Origin of the sequence: Vibrio halioticoli NBRC 102217, from assembly GCF_000496695.1 — a bacterium.
Lineage (GTDB): Bacteria > Pseudomonadota > Gammaproteobacteria > Enterobacterales > Vibrionaceae > Vibrio > Vibrio halioticoli.
The window spans coordinates 83,837-101,936 of record NZ_BAUJ01000014.1 but is presented as its reverse complement, the minus strand read 5'-3'; the positions used below and the strand labels follow the sequence as shown (position 1 = coordinate 101,936).

Annotated in this window: 18 protein-coding genes; 9 read left to right on the top strand and 9 right to left on the bottom strand. The window is 42.7% G+C overall.

From position 1 onward, the window contains the following. The 3 genes from VHA01S_RS05945 to asnB all read left to right on the top strand — a co-directional run bounded on the left by VHA01S_RS05945 (nt 1) and on the right by asnB (nt 4,858). On the top strand, nt 1-1,602 hold the full coding sequence (locus VHA01S_RS05945; protein ID WP_023403448.1) for a cation:proton antiporter domain-containing protein: 1,602 nt from the start codon (nt 1-3) through the stop codon (nt 1,600-1,602). 247 nt (nt 1,603-1,849) lie between these two features. Continuing rightward, nucleotides 1,850-3,022 (top strand): GGDEF domain-containing protein, encoded by a 1,173-nt coding sequence (locus tag VHA01S_RS05940; protein ID WP_023403447.1) that lies wholly within the window; start codon nt 1,850-1,852, stop codon nt 3,020-3,022. Between the two features lie 171 nt (nt 3,023-3,193). After that, nucleotides 3,194-4,858, top strand: a complete 1,665-nt coding sequence (gene asnB / locus VHA01S_RS05935; RefSeq protein WP_023403446.1) for an asparagine synthase B — start codon at nt 3,194-3,196, stop codon at nt 4,856-4,858. Between the two features lie 99 nt (nt 4,859-4,957). On the opposite strand, the gene rfaH is transcribed toward asnB, so the two are convergent. The 4 genes from rfaH to htpG form a co-directional block, all read right to left on the bottom strand. Next, a complete protein-coding gene (gene rfaH, locus VHA01S_RS05930; RefSeq protein WP_023403445.1) occupies nt 4,958-5,449 on the bottom strand; it encodes a transcription/translation regulatory transformer protein RfaH in 492 nt (163 codons plus the stop codon). A gap of 117 nt (nt 5,450-5,566) precedes the next feature. Next, entirely contained in the window at nt 5,567-6,538 is a 972-nt protein-coding gene (gene hemH / locus VHA01S_RS05925; protein ID WP_023403444.1) for a ferrochelatase, read from the bottom strand. 82 nt (nt 6,539-6,620) lie between these two features. Then, on the bottom strand, nt 6,621-7,265 hold the full coding sequence (adk, locus tag VHA01S_RS05920) for an adenylate kinase (RefSeq protein WP_023403443.1): 645 nt from the start codon (nt 7,263-7,265) through the stop codon (nt 6,621-6,623). 177 nt (nt 7,266-7,442) lie between these two features. After that, nucleotides 7,443-9,344 (bottom strand): molecular chaperone HtpG, encoded by a 1,902-nt coding sequence (gene htpG / locus VHA01S_RS05915; RefSeq protein WP_023403442.1) that lies wholly within the window; start codon nt 9,342-9,344, stop codon nt 7,443-7,445. A 253-nt stretch (nt 9,345-9,597) separates the two neighbouring features. Between htpG and VHA01S_RS05910 the strand changes: the two genes are divergently transcribed. Both VHA01S_RS05910 and VHA01S_RS05905 read left to right on the top strand, forming a co-directional pair. Next, entirely contained in the window at nt 9,598-10,440 is an 843-nt protein-coding gene (locus VHA01S_RS05910) for a winged helix-turn-helix domain-containing protein (RefSeq protein WP_023403441.1), read from the top strand. After that, on the top strand, nt 10,440-10,967 hold the full coding sequence (locus VHA01S_RS05905) for a regulatory protein ToxS (protein WP_023403440.1): 528 nt from the start codon (nt 10,440-10,442) through the stop codon (nt 10,965-10,967). The genes VHA01S_RS05910 and VHA01S_RS05905 overlap by 1 nt, the downstream gene beginning before the upstream one ends. A gap of 72 nt (nt 10,968-11,039) precedes the next feature. Here the strand turns inward: VHA01S_RS05905 and yfcE are convergent, their stop codons facing one another. The 5 genes from yfcE to VHA01S_RS05880 all read right to left on the bottom strand — a co-directional run bounded on the left by yfcE (nt 11,040) and on the right by VHA01S_RS05880 (nt 13,934). Next, entirely contained in the window at nt 11,040-11,585 is a 546-nt protein-coding gene (gene yfcE / locus VHA01S_RS05900; protein ID WP_023403439.1) for a phosphodiesterase, read from the bottom strand. Nucleotides 11,586-11,667: 82 nt separating this feature from the next. Continuing rightward, the gene (locus VHA01S_RS05895; protein ID WP_023403438.1) at nt 11,668-12,078 is read right to left on the bottom strand and encodes a CBS domain-containing protein; all 411 of its coding nucleotides are present in this window, start codon (nt 12,076-12,078) and stop codon (nt 11,668-11,670) included. Further along, nucleotides 12,075-12,425 carry a P-II family nitrogen regulator gene (locus VHA01S_RS05890; protein WP_023403437.1) on the bottom strand — a complete coding sequence of 117 codons (351 nt, stop codon included), beginning with the start codon at nt 12,423-12,425 and terminating at the stop codon, nt 12,075-12,077. Before VHA01S_RS05890 ends, VHA01S_RS05895 begins: the two co-directional genes overlap by 4 nt. Then, the gene (locus VHA01S_RS05885) at nt 12,415-13,212 is read right to left on the bottom strand and encodes a DUF1538 domain-containing protein (protein ID WP_023403436.1); all 798 of its coding nucleotides are present in this window, start codon (nt 13,210-13,212) and stop codon (nt 12,415-12,417) included. The genes VHA01S_RS05890 and VHA01S_RS05885 overlap by 11 nt, the downstream gene beginning before the upstream one ends. Then, nucleotides 13,209-13,934 carry a DUF1538 domain-containing protein gene (locus VHA01S_RS05880; protein ID WP_023403435.1) on the bottom strand — a complete coding sequence of 242 codons (726 nt, stop codon included), beginning with the start codon at nt 13,932-13,934 and terminating at the stop codon, nt 13,209-13,211. Before VHA01S_RS05880 ends, VHA01S_RS05885 begins: the two co-directional genes overlap by 4 nt. Nucleotides 13,935-14,270: 336 nt before the next feature. On the opposite strand from VHA01S_RS05880, the gene VHA01S_RS05875 reads away from it, so the two are divergent. From VHA01S_RS05875 to VHA01S_RS05860, 4 genes are all read left to right on the top strand, one after another. Further along, nucleotides 14,271-15,179 (top strand): TIGR01777 family oxidoreductase, encoded by a 909-nt coding sequence (locus tag VHA01S_RS05875; protein ID WP_023403434.1) that lies wholly within the window; start codon nt 14,271-14,273, stop codon nt 15,177-15,179. A 550-nt stretch (nt 15,180-15,729) separates the two neighbouring features. Continuing rightward, the gene (locus VHA01S_RS05870) at nt 15,730-16,584 is read left to right on the top strand and encodes a co-chaperone YbbN (RefSeq protein WP_023403433.1); all 855 of its coding nucleotides are present in this window, start codon (nt 15,730-15,732) and stop codon (nt 16,582-16,584) included. 137 nt (nt 16,585-16,721) lie between these two features. Continuing rightward, on the top strand, nt 16,722-17,645 hold the full coding sequence (locus VHA01S_RS05865; RefSeq protein ID WP_023403432.1) for an SPFH domain-containing protein: 924 nt from the start codon (nt 16,722-16,724) through the stop codon (nt 17,643-17,645). Beyond that, complete coding sequence (locus tag VHA01S_RS05860) at nt 17,642-18,094, top strand: NfeD family protein (protein WP_023403431.1); 453 nt, start codon at nt 17,642-17,644, stop codon at nt 18,092-18,094. The genes VHA01S_RS05865 and VHA01S_RS05860 overlap by 4 nt, the downstream gene beginning before the upstream one ends. Nucleotides 18,095-18,100 lie beyond the last annotated feature (6 nt).

Genomic DNA, 18,100 nt, shown 5'->3' with positions numbered 1-18,100 from the left:
ATGGACATAATGCTCATCTGTGGCGCTTTTTTAGCTGGATTTATCGCCCAAAGATGTAACCTTCCCCCTTTAGTCGGCTTTTTACTGGCCGGTTTTACCCTCAATGCCTTTGGTTTTGAAAGCAACAACGCTATCAGCGAAATCGCTGATCTCGGCGTCACCCTACTGCTATTTACTATCGGTTTGAAACTGGACGTCAAAGTTCTGCTCTCTAAAGAGATTTGGGGAGGTGCTACGCTACACAATGTTGCCTCAACCGCTTTCTTTAGCTTATGTCTATTTGGACTGCAAGCGATTGGTGTAAGCCTGTTTGCCGACATGCCCTTTTCTCAACTGGTCATTTTAGGCTTTGCACTGTCATTCTCTAGTACCGTATTTGCCATAAAAGCACTACAAGATAACGGCGAAATCAACTCCACCTACGGAACTATGGCGATTGGTATCTTAGTCATGCAAGATATTTTTGCGGTGGCCTTTCTTACTGTATCAACGGGGAAGATCCCTGAATGGTATGCCATTTTCTTATTTGCTCTGCCTTTGGTTCGCCCGCTATTTTACAAAGTATTAGATAAAGTCGGACACGGTGAGCTACTGGTTCTATGTGGCATCTTTTTTGCGCTAGTGGTTGGCGCAGGGTTATTCGAGCTCGTCGGTGTTAAAGGCGATTTAGGTGCATTGATACTTGGTATGTTGCTAGCCGGTCACTCAAAGGCATCAGAGCTATCTAAGTCTTTGTTTAATTTAAAAGAAATGTTTTTAGTTTGTTTCTTCTTAAACATAGGTCTTTCTGAACAACCGACCATGGCTGGGTTAATCCTCGCCCTAGTATTCATGCTACTGCTACCGGCGAAAGGGCTTTTATACTACGTCATCTTAGACAGATTCAAATTTCGCATTCGCACCTCACTACTCACCTCTTTAACTCTATTTAACTACAGTGAATTTGGCTTGATTGTTGGCGGACTGGCTTATAAAGAAGGTTGGATTTCTGGAGACATCATGGTTTCTATCGCACTTGCAGTTTCTATCTCCTTTGTTTTAGCCGCACCGTTAAACCGCTTTAGTAATAGTATTTATCGCCGCAGCGCGACTTGGCTTAAAGAACACAGTGATAGCAAGATTCATATTCGAGATCAGGCTATCAACATCGGACAATCACAAATCTTAGTGCTCGGGATGGGGCGTATAGGAACTGGCGCCTATGATGAACTCAGCGAACGCCATGGTGATATCTGTCTTGGCATAGAAATACGCAATGACACATCCGAGCATCACGCAAAGCATCAACGAAACATTCTCTGTGGTGACGTGACAGATTCCGATTTTTGGGAAAAAGTGCAGAATTTAGAACAAATTAAGTTGATATTACTCGCTATTCCAAACAATAAAGGTAACCGCTACGCGTTAGAACAATTAAGGCTAAGGGGTTATACGGGCAAAATAGCGGCGATTGCGGAATATCAAGATCAGGTGGATCAATTCATAGAGTTAGGGGCAGATGCTGCGTTTAATATCTATCGAGAAGCAGGCAGTGGTTTTGCTCGTCATGTATGTGACACTTTATCGCCTCAATTTGCATCTAAAAATAATTTGAAACAGTGATACCGACTACGAAAAGTATGCAACATAACACGGAAATTATGCTCGATAGCAAAGTAATATGTTTAATAAGTCATTATTATATAATAAAAAATTACAATACAACCATCGAACATAGTAACTGTTAGGATGATAAGCTATTGGTATTGGATACTTCAAATACCTAGCTTTCCTTATTGGCTTAGAGCTTAATTTCCTACACTTTAAATATGGGATAAGCTCTTAGTCGCAATACCATTATCGAGAAAAAATGGACAAAGTCACCAGCACTCTCTCAAACTTACAGCTAATTCAGTTTCAAAACTTTATCACGACCTATAATCGTAAACAGTTAAGAATATGGCTACCTATTATCGCCCTGTGTTTATTTTCATTTGGGTTAGTTATGCCATTGTGGAGCCCAAGCAGTGCTTTGCTTAATTCTGCTACCGATGTACAGCACTTTCGTGATTACTTGCTGTTTTTTGGCCCGCTGACATGTTTATTAATTTGGTTTTATATACCTCGACTGCCCGTTAACAACAGTTTCAACATCCTGTATCTGTTTTTAACCACTTGTATTCTAACCATTTTCCATGCTGCATTAATTAGCCATTCGTACACCCTTGCGCCTATTTCCGTCATTATGATCACCGCTTTAGTGAAAGTCACCATACTCAAAAGTCGCGAGATCGCCATTATTTACGGCAGTAGTATTGTCTGCGGCTGTGCCTTTGTCATGTGGCATCAAGAGCGCACTGATATCCTAAGTGTACATTTACTGATTTCAAACTTAATCATCATTACTTGGTTGCTCTACTTAGGCAAAGACCACTATTCATCTCAAACTCTTACCTTTATACACAATCAACAGCAAAGTAAGGCAAAAAAACAAATCACCTTGCAATTAATGGAGCTAGAAGCACAAAAAGTACAACTTAAAGTGTTACTTGGACGAGATACTCTAACCGGTTTGTATAATCGTCGTTACTTTGATCAACAGCTTATCGAAGAAATTCAGCGTGCTACTCGCGCTCAATCACCACTAGGGTTACTGGTCATAGACATCGATCATTTTAAAATGGTCAATGACACACTAGGCCATCAAATCGGTGATAAATACTTAAAGAAAATCGCTATTGCCCTAAACCAAACCTGCCGCCGAGAAATAGATACCGTAGCTCGATTTGGCGGAGAAGAGTTTGTTATTCTGTTACCTAACACTGACACCAAGGGCTTGACCCTTCTTTGCAACAGGTTGCTGCAAGCGGTGGCTGAACTCAATATCCCCCACCCTAGCCAACCTAAATTGAGTATCAGCATTGGTGGTTGCCAATTTGATGAAACCACAATGAATAGTGCCCAATTTTTTGAAAATGCCGACCAAGCGTTATATCAAGTGAAAACTTCTGGACGTAACAACTTTATGATCCATACTAGTTAACTGGTCTTTTTTGCACCATTGATTAGAAACCATTTGCCAAATAATCACATTAATTAAACGCCATCTAATCAAGAGTGGCTTTTACTATCTAAATGTCGATTTGTGGGTTGATTTTTTTACAAACAATGGCAAATTGAACTTATATAAAGTGAATTTTTTTAAGGAAGAATTATGTGCTCGGTATTTGGTATCCTCGACATAAAAAGTGATGCGGACAAGCTACGTCCAGTGGCGTTAGAAATGTCGAAGAAACTTCGTCACCGCGGACCAGACTGGTCTGGTATTTACTCATCAGAAAAAGCCATTTTGGCACACGAGCGTTTAGCTATCGTTGGTCTTAACAGCGGTGCACAGCCTCTCTATAGCCCAGATAAAAAATTAGTGCTGGCAGTAAATGGTGAGATTTACAACCATAAAGAAATCCGAGCTCGTTATGAAGGAAAGTACGAGTTTCAAACTGATTCAGATTGTGAAGTCATCCTAGCCCTATACCAAGACATGGGTGCTGACCTGCTAGAAGAACTGAACGGCATCTTTGCTTTTGTTCTTTATGATGAAGAAAAAGACACTTACCTTATCGGCCGTGATCATATCGGTATTATTCCGCTATACCAAGGTCATGATGAGCACGGTAACTTCTATGTGGCTTCAGAAATGAAAGCGCTAGTCCCAGTATGTAAAACCGTGAGTGAATTCCCTCCTGGTAGCTACCTTGAATCAGGCGCAGCAGAAGCCACTCGCTACTACATCCGTGACTGGAATGAATATGCTGCAGTACAAGGTAACTCCACCAGCAAAGAAGAGCTGACAGAGGCTTTAGAAGCAGCGGTTAAACGTCAATTAATGACAGACGTACCTTACGGTGTATTGCTTTCTGGCGGTTTAGACTCATCTATCACATCAGCAGTGGCAAAACGTTTTGCAGCCATGCGTGTGGAAGATGACAGCCAATCAGAAGCATGGTGGCCACAGCTACACTCATTTGCAGTGGGCCTAGAAGGCGCACCTGATCTGAAAGCCGCTCGTGAAGTTGCCGACCAAATTGGCACTGTTCACCATGAAATGACCTACACCATTCAAGAAGGTCTAGACGCTATTCGTGACGTGATTTATCACATTGAAACCTACGATGTCACTACTATCCGTGCTTCTACGCCTATGTTCTTAATGGGCCGTAAAATCAAAGCGATGGGTATTAAAATGGTACTGTCTGGTGAAGGTGCTGATGAAATATTTGGTGGCTACTTGTACTTCCATAAAGCGCCAAATGCTCAAGAATTCCATGAAGAAACCGTTCGTAAACTACTTGCATTGAACATGTTTGACTGTGCTCGTGCCAACAAATCTTTGGCAGCATGGGGCGTAGAAGGTCGCGTACCTTTCCTAGACAAAGAGTTTATTGACGTAGCAATGCGCTTAAACCCTAAAGATAAAATGTGTGGCAACGGTAAGATGGAAAAACACATCTTGCGTGAGTGTTTCGAACATTACCTGCCAGAAGCTATTGCTTGGCGTCAAAAAGAGCAATTCTCTGACGGCGTTGGCTACAGCTGGATTGATACACTACGTGAAGTGGCTGAAGCTAAAATTACCGATAAGCAAATGGAAACCGCAAGCTTCCGTTTCCCGTACAACACGCCGACGACCAAAGAAGGCTATGTGTATCGTGAAATTTTTGAAGAACTATTCCCTCTTCCATCGGCGGCTGAATGTGTTCCTGGTGGTCCATCGGTGGCTTGTTCATCAGCAAAAGCGATTGAGTGGGATGAATCATTCAAAAACAATGCCGATCCTTCAGGTCGCGCTGTGAAATCAATCCATAACGAAGCCTATTAATTCTGGCTGAACACAGACACAATTAAATGTAAAAGGGGCGCTAACATTAGCGCCCCTTTTTAATGCCTGTCTCGGCTGTTGTCTTGTATGGAAGTCGGATTACAGATTAAGATCGGTATTATCAACTTTTACCGCAACTTGCTTATTGATCATAGTAATCAATAGTATCGAGCGAGTTTCACCGTCTGCCTCATGATAAATCGCATCAATTCCTGAAAATTGACCTGAGGTAATTTCAATCTTGTCTCCAACATTTGGCGCATTATATTGCACCACATCTGAGACTTCTTCTTGCTGTTTTAAAGTATAGACAAGATCGCCTTGCAGCTCAGTTGGGTATGCCCCAGTACGGATAAAATCAGCCACACCACGAGTTGAACGCACTGTGGTAAATGAAGGGCCTTGCTCATAATCAAAGCGCACAAACATGTAGCTTGGGAACAAAGGCTCAACCTTTTGTTGACGTTTACCGCGCACTAATTTTTCTGTTACCAGCTTCGGGTAATAAACCTCTACACCTTGGTTTTCCAAGTGCGCTTGGGCCCGCTGTTGATCACCACGTTTACAATACAACAAATACCAACGTTTCATGATCGTTACCTCAAAACCTAAATACTGTTCTGCACCGATACTTGGTGGTCGCAGATTACTGTATTTATATTATCAGTTCGTTCAGAAAGTTAAAAATAAACCAAGCGTAAGTGTTCACTAACCACGCAATATTTGTGCGTTAACTAAGCTCGCCATTAAATCTATGTGGGCATCATCGTCATTTAAACAAGCAACGTAGTTAAATTGTTCACCCCCTGCATCCTTAAATATCTGGCAACACTCTTCTGAGATTTCTTCTAATGTCTCTAAGCAATCAACCGAAAATGCTGGAGCCATGATGGTTAAATTTTTAATCCCTTTGTTAGGCAAAGCTTGCAGTGTTTTATCCGTATAAGGTTGTAACCACTCTTCACGGCCAAAACGCGATTGATAGGTCATGCCAATCTTACTGGAATCTAACTGCAGTTCTTTGGCGAGCAAATCCGTTGTCGCTTGGCAATGCAGCGGATAGATATCGCCATTGTCAGCGTAACGCTTAGGAATGCCGTGATACGAACAAAGCAGGTACTCACTTTGCCCTTGCTGTTGCCAAGCACTGCGAACCGAATCGGCTAACGCTTTTATGTATAAAGGATGATCGTGATAGTCGCCGATGACAGTAAAAGAAGGCACTACGGTCATCTGCTTAAAAGCTTTGCCCAGACCATCTACCACTGCCGCTGTTGTTGTCGCAGAATATTGAGGATATAAAGGAAGTACGATAACTTTTTCGACGCCTTGTTTTATTAAAGACTGCATGCCGTCAAGTAGACTTGGATTGCCATAGGTCATACCCAACTCAACCGGAATATTCAGCTTTTGCTTGAGTTTATCGGCTTGTCTAGTGGAGTACACCATCAAAGGTGAACCCTCATCCATCCATACACTCTGATAGAGTTTAGCGACTTTAGGCGCCCGTATTGGCAGTATCACACCATGCAGTAAAGGACACCACAACCAGCGGGTCATATCGACCACTCGCTTATCATGTAAAAATTGACTTAAGAAGCGCTTTACCGCTTTGGGCGTTGCTTGGTCTGGTGTTCCTAGATTAACTAATAACACACCTGTTTTACGTTGATATTCCATAAGATCCTGATATTTAAGCAATAAAAAGGACGACCAGAGGTCGTCCTTATAGTATCTAAATTTGCGTATCAATAAGCAATAATTAAGATAGTGCTTTTTCGATGTCAGCGCTCACTTCTGCAACTTGCTTAGTACCATCAAATTTAAGGTACTGAGTTTTGCCAGCTTCTGCTTCTTTACCGTAGTATTGAACAAGTGGTGCAGTTTGAGAATGGTATACACCTAAACGAGCACGAACGGTTTCTTCTTTGTCGTCATCACGAACAACTAGCGCTTCACCTGTTACGTCATCTTTGCCTTCTTCTTTAGGCGGATTAAAAGTAACGTGGTAAGTACGACCTGATGGAAGGTGAGCACGACGGCCCGCCATACGCTCAACGATCACATCGTCAGCAACATCAAATTCGATAACGTAATCAACAGCAACACCCATTTCTTTTAGGCCGTCAGCCTGTGGAATAGTGCGTGGGAAGCCATCAAGTAGGAAGCCTTTTTCACAATCATCTTGTGCAATACGCTCATTGATAAGACCAAGAATGATGTCATCAGACACCAATTGACCAGCATCAATAACATCTTTAGCTTTTTTGCCTAGCTCAGTGCCCGCTTTGATAGCAGCACGTAGCATGTCACCAGTAGAAATTTGTGGGATACCGTATTTTTCCATGATGAACTGAGCCTGAGTACCTTTACCAGCACCAGGAGCACCCAAAAGAATGATGCGCATTGTTTTTCCTCTTTAATGTTCTTCTTTTATACCGAAGCTCACAAACTTAAAGCAACCAGTAACTAACTGATTTTAATGAAAGTTTCGGTATAACTCTGTTTTTAATAACGATTGAGCCCAGAATATTATCACAATTCTGAGCTCAATGTTTAGCTTTGAGTTTATTGACCCTATTGCTTATTTAACCAATAGTTTGTTCACGGCACTCAAGAACTGGCTTGGATCCTCTAAAGAACCGCGTTCAGCAAGCATTGCTTGACCTAATAACAGCTCAACCCAACGACCAAATTCGATGTCATCAGCAGTGTCTGCCATTTGTGTTACTAAATCATGCTCTGGGTTAAGTTCCAGAATGTACTTCACTTCAGGAGCGGCTTGACCCGCAGCTTCTAGAAGTTTCGCCATCTGTGTACCCATTTCCATATCGTCAGTGACCACAACGGCTGGAGTATTGGCCAGTTTAAAGGTAGTGCGAACTTCTTTCACACGATCGCCAAGGTACTCTTTAGTACGCTCAACAACAGATTTAAACTCTTCTTCTGTTTCTTTGTGTTTTTCTTTTTCTTGCTCATCTTCAAACTGGCTTAAATCTAGACCGGCTTTAGTGATGGATTGGAACTGTTTGCCATCAAACTCAGTGAGGTAGTTCATTAGCCATTCATCGATGCGATCGTACATCAATACAACCTCAATGCCTTTTGCTTTAAATTGCTCAAGGTGTGGGCTGTTTTTCGCTGCCGCATAGCTATCAGCCGTTAGATAATAAATCTTATCTTGGCCTTCTTTCATACGTTCAACGTAGCTTGCAAGGCTCACTGACTGCTCACTGCTTGCCACTTCCGTTGAAGCAAAGCGCAATAGACCGGCTACTTTTTCTTTATTAGCGAAATCTTCAGCAGGACCTTCTTTTAGCACTAAGCCAAACTCTTTCCAGAAAGACAGGTATTTTTCATCGTCTTTCTTAGCCAGTTTTTCTAGCATAGTGAGCACGCGTTTTGTACACGCACTGCGTAGCGACTGGGTCACTTTATTGTCTTGTAGAATTTCACGTGACACGTTCAATGGCAGATCGTTTGAATCAATCAAGCCTTTTACAAAGCGCAGGTAAGACGGCATAAACTGCTCGGCGTCATCCATGATGAATACGCGCTGAACATACAGTTTTAAACCGCTCTTATGATCACGATTCATCATATCCCAAGGGGCTTTCGCTGGGACGTATAGCAAACTAGTGTAGTCGTTCTTACCTTCTACTTTATTGTGTCCCCACAATAGAGGATCAGCAAAATCGTTAGAGATATGTTTGTAAAACTCTGTGTACTCTTCATCTTTTATTTCAGACTTAGCACGCGTCCATAGTGCTTGCGCTTTGTTGATCTGCTCCCACTTAGTTTCGCCAGTTTCTTTGCCTTCGTCGTCAGTCACTTTAGTCAGGATAGAAACAGGAATACCAATATGGTCAGAGTACTTGCTGATAACATCACGTAAACGCCACTCAGATAAGAACTCTTTGCCTTCTTCACGCATGTGCAAAATGATTTCTGTACCACGAGACTCTTTAGTGATGTCTTCGATGGTGTAATCACCCTCACCCGCAGAATGCCACTGCACACCTTGATCTGCTGCAAGACCTGCAGCGCGAGTGCGCACGGTTACCGCATCTGCCACGATAAATGCCGAATAAAAACCAACACCGAATTGACCGATGAGTTGAGAATCTTTTGATTGGTCTTCTGATAGCTTAGAGAAAAACTCTGCAGTGCCGGATTTAGCAATGGTACCTAAGTGTTCGATTACGTCGTCACGGCTCATACCAATACCGTTGTCCGATACTGTGATGGTGTTGGTCTTCTCATCAAAAGAGAGTTTAACGCCTAGGTCGGCTTCACCTTGATACAAATCAGGCTGAGATAAAGCCTGAAAACGAAGCTTATCGGATGCATCGGATGCATTTGAAATAAGCTCACGCAGGAAAATTTCTTTGTTTGAATAAAGTGAGTGAATCATAAGGTGCAGAAGTTGTTTAACTTCAGATTGAAAACCTCGTGTTTCTTTATTCGCTGACACAGTTTCGCTCATTTTAACTCCATGGGTTTTATGTTACTCATATGCGCACCAAGGCGCACATGCCTTTATGTGATACCTATGAAGAATAAATAAGGGTCATAAGTGCAATTTCAAGGTCGATTGCGACAAAAAAACTGCTTTTTAGATAAAATTTTATTATGCTATGCCTGTCATTCGCTACAAAACAGCGATTCATCTCACACTGCATCGAGAATGAGTGTGACGATTCATCAATCATGCAAACAAAAATTCAAAGAAGATCTAAATGAGCAAAATCGGTATTAAATACTTACTAGCCCAAAAGTATATTTTTGATCCAAAGAGCAATTCACTTATTGATCAATCAGATAACGATAGTTTAGTGCGCCTTGGTAGCAATGAAAGCCGAATTCTTATGTTGCTTTGCGAGCATCCTAATGAAGTGGTCACTCGTGATCAATTACACGAATACGTGTGGCGTGACCAAGGTTTCCAAGTCGATGATTCTAGCTTAACTCAAGCGATTTCTACGCTGAGAAAAATGCTAAAAGATTCTACAAAATCCCCTCAGTTTGTAAAAACTGTGCCAAAGCGTGGTTATCAGCTAATTTCTACTGTAGAAGCGACTTCTCCAACTCTGCAAGCCGAAGAAACTGTTGTTCCAACAGCAGAACCGGCACTGGCTTCAATCACCACCGCGCAGCTAAAAGAGCCAAAAATTGAAGTTGCTGCTAAGAAGCAAGCATTTTGGTCTAATTGGGATTTCAATACGCGTGTAATACTGATTGTGGCGCTGCTTTTACCTGTTCTAGCATTGTTGTTGCCTCACTCATCTCCGGCGAAATTTCGCTCGGTAACCGTCGTCAATGGCGTTCCGGTAAAAACCACTGAAGGTCATCCACCACTCACCAATTGGTTGGATAGCATCAAAAGTTGCGTGAACTATTATATGGAAGCTTATCCTGATGAATCAGCCCCAGTTGAAGTGATTGCCACAGCAAGCCAATCTCAGCAACTATTTCTCAATTACATACACAGTGCTGAGTTTTCTTCAGAAAATAGCACTGTGCGCCTAGTCGCAAACCAACAAGAACTCTCCAAGATCTGTGCAACAGGAGACCGCAAATAATGAACCAGCGTGTAGCATTAATTCTATTAGCGATTTCTACAATAATCAGTGGTTGGTTATTCTGGGGAAGTGATGTAAAAGTTGAGCAGGTATTAACGGCTCGCGAGTGGCAAACCAACTTAGATGCGTTTGTACACACTGACCTGATTGATGAAAATCTTGTCGGCCCACTCAGAAAAGTTCATATTACGTCGAACGTAAAATATCTGCCTAACGGTGAGTACATTCGTTCATCGCGTATTCAGCTATTAAGTGACAATGACCAAGAAGTTCATATCCTAAACATTGATGAGTCGGGTATTTGGCAACTTAGCGACAACTACTTACTGATCGATTTAAAAGAGTTTAAGCAATCTACTGGGATCAGTAGCCAAGACTTTAAAGAGTCACAACTCACCATCATTAAACAAATACTGCGCACCGATGCTCAGCAAAGTCGTCGTGTCGATATTATCAACGATAATTCGATCCTACTGACCAGTTTAGGGCATGGTTCTCGAGTATTGGTCTCTGCGCCAAGTCTTTAAAATAAATGAAACGCATGAAAAAAGGAGACTCTGGTCTCCTTTTTTATTGGCTCTTTATCGGCATGATGTCGTTTAGATCTGTGTGTTAGCCAACACGTCGCCCGTAAAACTCAGCACGCTAAGTTCAGTGCCATCTAATAATCCATAGCTTGCCACATTGCCGCCTTTCGGTATGGTCGAAGAGCCTGGATTAAACAGGGTGTATTCACCCATCGACTCCGCTACAGGTAAGTGCGTGTGACCGTGCGCCAACACATCACCTGACTTCAAAGGTGGGAGTTTGTTTTGGTTGTACAAATGCCCGTGAGTTAAAAATAAGCGCTGACCGCTTTCTAGTAACACCATGGCAAAATCGCTCATTAACGGAAACTCTAACAGCATTTGGTCAACTTCACTGTCGCAGTTGCCACGAACCGCAATAATATTATCTTTATAATTATTCAATAGCTCTGCTACTTGTGCAGGAGCATACGCTTCTGGAACCGGGTTTCTTGGACCGTGATTAAGCACATCACCCAGTAGAATAAAATGTTCAGCGCCAGAGGCGAGATAGGCTTCCACAACCTTTTTTGTTGACGTAAGACAGCCGTGTAAATCAGAAGCAAAAAACAGTTTCATGGTGAATCACTCTATTATTCTATATTTTCTCAGAGTGTAACAATGCCGGTGCTTGTGCACCAGAGACAAAATGCGCTATCACTTATTCACCTTGGTCTAACACCATGCCTTTAATAACAATATTATTGTAACTGACCATGCCCATCACTTTGTCTTCTTGCACCACCGGTGCTCGGCTTATGCCAAAACGTTCAAACAAACGTGCACAATATTTGACGTTCATCTCTGGTGATACGCACAAAGCCGGTTTACTCATGATTTCGTACACATTAGTGCGCGCTGGCGAGCGGTTCTGCGCCAGCACTTTTTTGGCGATATCATTCATCAGCACTAATCCATACTCATCATCGTCATGACGTTTATTCACAATTAATGCCTTTGCTTCATTTGCCCGTGCAATGCCTATCGCTTCCTCTACCGTCATTAAACCATCGACAATAGCGTAGGTGGCCGACATCACATCCTTAACTCTTCGATTGGTTCGGCTTTTCATATTTCCTCCTCAACTATTTTGGTCAGCGTTTCCACCTGATGCGCAACCCCAACCGCATCTTCAACGTCAATTTGCACCGCAATACCCTGCCCTGATTCCTGATCAAACTCGCCAATATCACTTATTTTTTCCAGTATTCGACGGCTAAGATGCTCTTCAACCACAAACAGCAGCACGTCTTTTTGTACTTCCAAAGTCAAACCTAAAAAGGTGCGCTTTTTATTTAGCCCCTCTCCTCTGGCATTACTGATAACCGTCGCACCTGTTGCGCCCGCCTCTCTGGCGGCATCGAGCACGGCGTCTGTTCGAATATCTTCAACAAAAGCTAATATCAATTTAAACCTCATTGGAGTCCTCCTGTTTTATCGGACGGCGCTGATTAAGCCAGCGAGTGATTTGCGCGTAAGCCATGACGGAGATGATAGGAAATAGACTGGCAAATGCGATAAGGCCAAAGCCATCAATTAAAGGACTTCTATCGGGCACAGTAGAAGCCAGTCCTAATCCTAACGCTGTCACCAGAGGGACAGTCACTGTAGAGGTAGTAACACCTCCACTGTCATAGGCAAGGGGAATAATCATGGCCGGGGAAAAGTAAGTTTGGATAATGACCACCACATAGCCTGCGATGATGTAGTAATGAATTGGGTCTCCGGCCACGATGCGGTAACAGCCTAAAGTAATGCCGATTGCCACGCCAAGCGCCACGGCTAAACGTAAGCCATTCACTTGGATACTGCCACCAGAGACTTGATTAGCTTTAATCGCTACCGCAATCAGCGAAGGCTCAGCAATGGTGGTACTAAACCCAATACAAAAAGCAAATAAATAGACCCAGTAATAATCAAACCACTGTAAAACGCCTATTTCAGAGAGACGCATCTGCTGTAAAAACTGTGGCGTGGTTAACTGCATTGCCATGGTTTCACCCAATGGAAATAGCGCAGCTTCTAACCCCACCAAAAAAAGTGCCAATCCAATAATGACCAATACAAAACCTAAAATAACAGACCATAAATTACGGATTGGTCGGCGCAACACGGCCGTTTGAAAAGCCAGTAAAATAACGGCAATCGGAAACACGTCCGTTACCGTCGAAGCGAATACATCTATGGTGTTGGCTAAGCTAATCATGCTAACCACATGCCATACAACAAAACAAAAATCATCGGTAACAAAGAAGCAAAAGCAATCAAACCAAAGCCATCCAACATAGGGTTGCGACCTTTAATGGCCGAAGCAAGCCCTACGCCTAACGCCGTCACCAATGGCACTGTAATGGTCGAGGTAGTCACACCTCCAGAATCATAAGCAATGCCAATAATGCTTGGTGGTGCAAGAAAGGTGAGAAAGACCACCAGCGCATACCCACTGATGATCATGATATGGATGGGCCACCCCTTAATAATTCGGTACACGCCCAATAACAAGGCACAGCCTACCGATAGCGCCACCGTCAATCGTAAATGATCGGCATATTGCTGCATGCTGTTATTGTTCGCTGTTATTACGCCCTCTTTTGCCGCCACTTCGGCCGCTTCTGTCGCCACTGCGGTCAAAGCAGGCTCAGCAATGGTGGTTCCAAAACCTAAACAAAATGAGAAGCACAATAACCAGAACACACTCCCTTTTCGAGCAAAGGCTTGCGCCATAGATTCGCCAAGCGGAAACAGCCCCATATTGAGACCAAGTACAAACAAGGTTAGCCCTAAAACGACCAACAACATGCCAAATAAAATCGTCAAAAAATACGGCAAAGGTTGTTGTAGGATCGCTAACTGAAAAAATGCCACCACCAATACAATTGGCGTCAGATCTTTGGCGCTATCAATAAAAGATCGGATAAAGGCATTCATTGGTAATGGTGACTCCTAGTGAATAAAACCCTAAGTAGCCAAAGTCAGCTACTGTTGTAAATAAAGTGGCTGAATTCTCCTTCTTTCAAATTTGCTCACAAAACCAATCAATATTGGCGGATATAAGCGGTAATCTTGTTAGACTTTAACTATGGTTAATTATTCGCCACTTAGGTGTGACGTGAGCCGCGAAATGATAGGTCTATAATTATAAGTTCATGACTCTAACCATAACGTTGCGAACGAAATGTTTAGATGTGATACAAAAGTCTAATTGTGATTTTAAGATGTGGGCTGAGATGTGAAGTGGAATATGAAGTGGAAAGTGGAGAGGGTATGCATATATTGATTACTGGCGGTACGGGGTTTATTGGTCGCTCTTTGATCAAGCAACTGATCCCTCACCAAATGACTATTTTAACTCGAGATTGCGATAAAGCCGCCGAGCAGTTAAAACATGTTAATCCCAACTGCTTACGATTTATCGATTCATTACACTCATTTAACTGCCTATCTGAGTTTGACGCCGTAATAAACCTCGCCGGTGAACCCATTGTTGATAAACGTTGGTCCCAACAGCAAAAGCAACGCATTTGTGACAGTCGTTGGGGCTTAACTCAGCAGTTGGTTGAGCTCATTAATCAAAGTAGCGCTCCCCCTAAAGTGTTCATCAGTGGCTCTGCTGTTGGAATATACGGCGATCAGAAACAACTCATCGTCGATGAAAATAGTCCCTATCAAGCAACCGGGTTTCCAAACTACGTCTGTCAAAAATGGGAAGAGATCGCCAACCAAGCACAATCGCCATTAACTCGTGTTATCACTATCCGAACCGGCATCGTATTGGGCACGCAAGGTGGAGCACTCAATAAAATGCTTTTACCTTACAAATTAGGTGTCGGTGGACCAATCGGCACTGGACAACAATACATGCCATGGATTCATATTGAAGATATGGTGCGCGCCATTCAATTTTTGCTTGATACACAAACTGCGCGAGGCGTATTTAATATGGTTGCCCCTCACCCAACAACCAATAAAGAGTTCAGCCAAGTCTTAGCTAAGACTCTGTCACGACCACACTTTTTATTTACCCCTAAGTTTGTTCTTAAATTGGCGTTAGGTGAATCAAGCTGTTTATTATTTGACAGTGTAAAAGCCAAACCTAAGCATTTAACCGAGCTAGGCTTCACTTTTACCTACTCTAGAGTGCAGCCAGCATTACAGCATTTGCTTTCACGTTGATCTTGTCTGTTTTGGGAAAATTAAAAACCAAAATAATCAATAAATCGCTAAAGGTCAGTTTCTCAATCAAAAACAACAACTTGGCAACATTTACACTCAGAATAATGCGTTTAACTTCAAATTTTATCAAATTAATTTCATAGAATTTTCATTTAGCCATAATTTTGTAATAAACAGTGTGCAAAATATCATCTATTGCAATTAATCCTATTAAAGATTGAAGAGAAGAGTATGTCTTTAAACAAGCTTAATTGGTTAAGCGTAGGGATTGTGGTACTGGTTTTAGTGCTATTGTAACCCTCACATAAACCAAACTTACAGAAACTCAGGCTCACTCCGTTAACTTTCAAGATTAACGTGATTGGCCTGAGTTTTTCTTTTTGTGCAGAGTATGACTGTATTCCAAATCACAAACTGCTGCTGATGTTTTTTGCCAACGCAATTTCTGGACATTTACTGACTATGATTGGCATACATACCTTGAGATTGTATAAACTAACCCAATCTATAACGTAATTAGCATACTTATCATTAGTCTAGGGACACGTACATGCATTCAGAATTCATCGTAGAAATGAACCAGCAAAACTTCCAACAAATCTTGGAAGGCTCTATGAGCACTCCCGTTGTTGTCTACTTCTGGGCACCAATGAGCCAAGAAAGTGCGGATCTTGTTCCTCAAATGCAGCAATTGGCGCAAAAATATGCCGGAGCGTTTACACTCGCAACCCTTAACTGCGAGCAAGAACAGCAAATCGCAGGTCAATTTGGCATTCAAGCCCTGCCGACTATTGCGTTATTTAATCAAGGACAAGCCGTTGATGGCTTAGGTGGCCCGCAACCGATTCAAGCTATTGAAGCCATGTTACAAAAACACCTTCCAAGCCAAGATGAATTAAACCTGCAACAAGCGCTAACCTTAATCTCAGAGCAAAAACACAGCGAAGCCTTAGCCTTGTTGAGCACTCTTCCTGAAGCGCTACAAAACAAAGGCGAAATCAAATTAGCCAAAGCCGATTGTTTATTAGCAACCGCGCAGTTTACTGAGGCTGAAGCCCTGCTGGCACATATTCCATTAGAGTATCAAGACAACTACTACAAAGGATTACTCGCCAAACTAGAACTGCATGCTCAAGCGGCAAACAGCCCAGAGATCCAAGCGTTAGAGTCGCAACTGGCCAGTGACGAAAGTAACGCCAAAATTGCTAATGAATTGGCACTGCAATACCATGAAGTCAACCGCAGTGACGAAGCACTTGCGCTGTTATGGTCGTTCATAGCTAAAGATCTTGGCGCACTTGATGGTGAGATGAAAAAAACCTTTATGGATGTCCTATCAGCACTAGGACAAGAAAACGCCACGGCTAAGCAATATCGCCGCCAGCTGTATTCCATTCTTTACTAGAATGTTTGCATAGCCAGTTGATGATAGTTATCTAAAGCGCGAATATTTCGCGCTTTTTTTAATCTTTAAGCGCATAGAACTCGTAAAAAATAAGGTATAGTAAATTCTTCAACTACTCCATTTAGAGGAAAGTCAGCATGGATTCAACCCTCATTACTATCGTTATTTTTATCGCCTTAGTTATTATTGTTCTCGTGGCCGGTATTAAAACGGTTCCCCAAGGAAGCAACTGGACCGTAGAACGTTTTGGTCGCTATACCAAAACACTTCATCCGGGTCTTAACCTAATCGTTCCATTTGTTGATAGTATTGGCAATAAAATCAATATGATGGAGCAAGTACTCGACATTCCTGCCCAAGAAGTCATCTCTAAAGACAACGCTAACGTCAGCATAGATGCTGTCTGTTTCGTGCAAGTGTTCAATGCTTCAAAAGCCGCTTATGAAGTAAGCGCACTTGACCATGCTATTCGCAACCTAACATTAACCAATATCCGTACGGTTTTAGGCTCTATGGAGCTAGATGAAATGTTAAGCCAGCGCGATATGATCAATACCCGCCTACTGACGATTGTTGATGAAGCGACTAACCCTTGGGGCGTTAAAGTAACGCGTATAGAAATCAAAGACGTGCAACCACCAGCTGATCTAACGGCAGCGATGAACGCGCAAATGAAAGCGGAACGTAATAAACGTGCCGACGTATTAGAAGCAGAAGGCGTACGACAAGCTGAGATCTTAAAAGCAGAAGGTCACAAACAAGCGGAAATTCTAAAAGCAGAAGGCCAAAAACAAGCGGCCATCTTACAAGCCGAAGCGCGCGAACGTTCAGCAGAAGCGGAAGCAAAAGCAACGCAAATGGTATCGGATGCAATTGCCGCCGGTGACATGCAAGCGGTGAACTACTTTATCGCGCAAGGCTATACTGACGCACTGAAATCTATCGGCCAAGCCGAAAACGGCAAAGTGATCATGCTACCGCTTGAAGCAACTGGGCTTATGGGCTCTATTGCTGGGGTGGCTGAAATGTTTAAAACCACCAGCGACAAGGACAAAGCGTGATAGAGCTACTGCAACATGTTAATCACTGGCATTGGCTAGCGTTTGGCCTTGCGTTGCTTTGTTTTGAAGTGCTAGGTACTGCTGGATACTTCTTGTGGTTAGGCATCTCTGCGCTACTGGTGGGTATTCTACTGAGTATTTTACCGCTAGGCTGGCAAATGCAATGGATGAGCTTTGCCAGTTTTGGCTTAGTCACTACTTGGCTATGGTGGCGATACCAGAAAAACAAAGATAAACAAGATGAGAAAACCACCACTCTCAACAAGCGCTCGCAAAGCTTGATTGGTCAATTCACCACCCTTGAACAAGATTTTCCGGTTGGCAAAGGCCGTCTTAGCTTAGGCGATACGTCTTGGACTGCGGTAGCCACCGAGAGCTTCAGCTCTGGCACTACTGTGGAAGTGTATAAAGTGGAAGGGATTGTGCTCTATATTCGACAAAAAGCGTAACTTGAT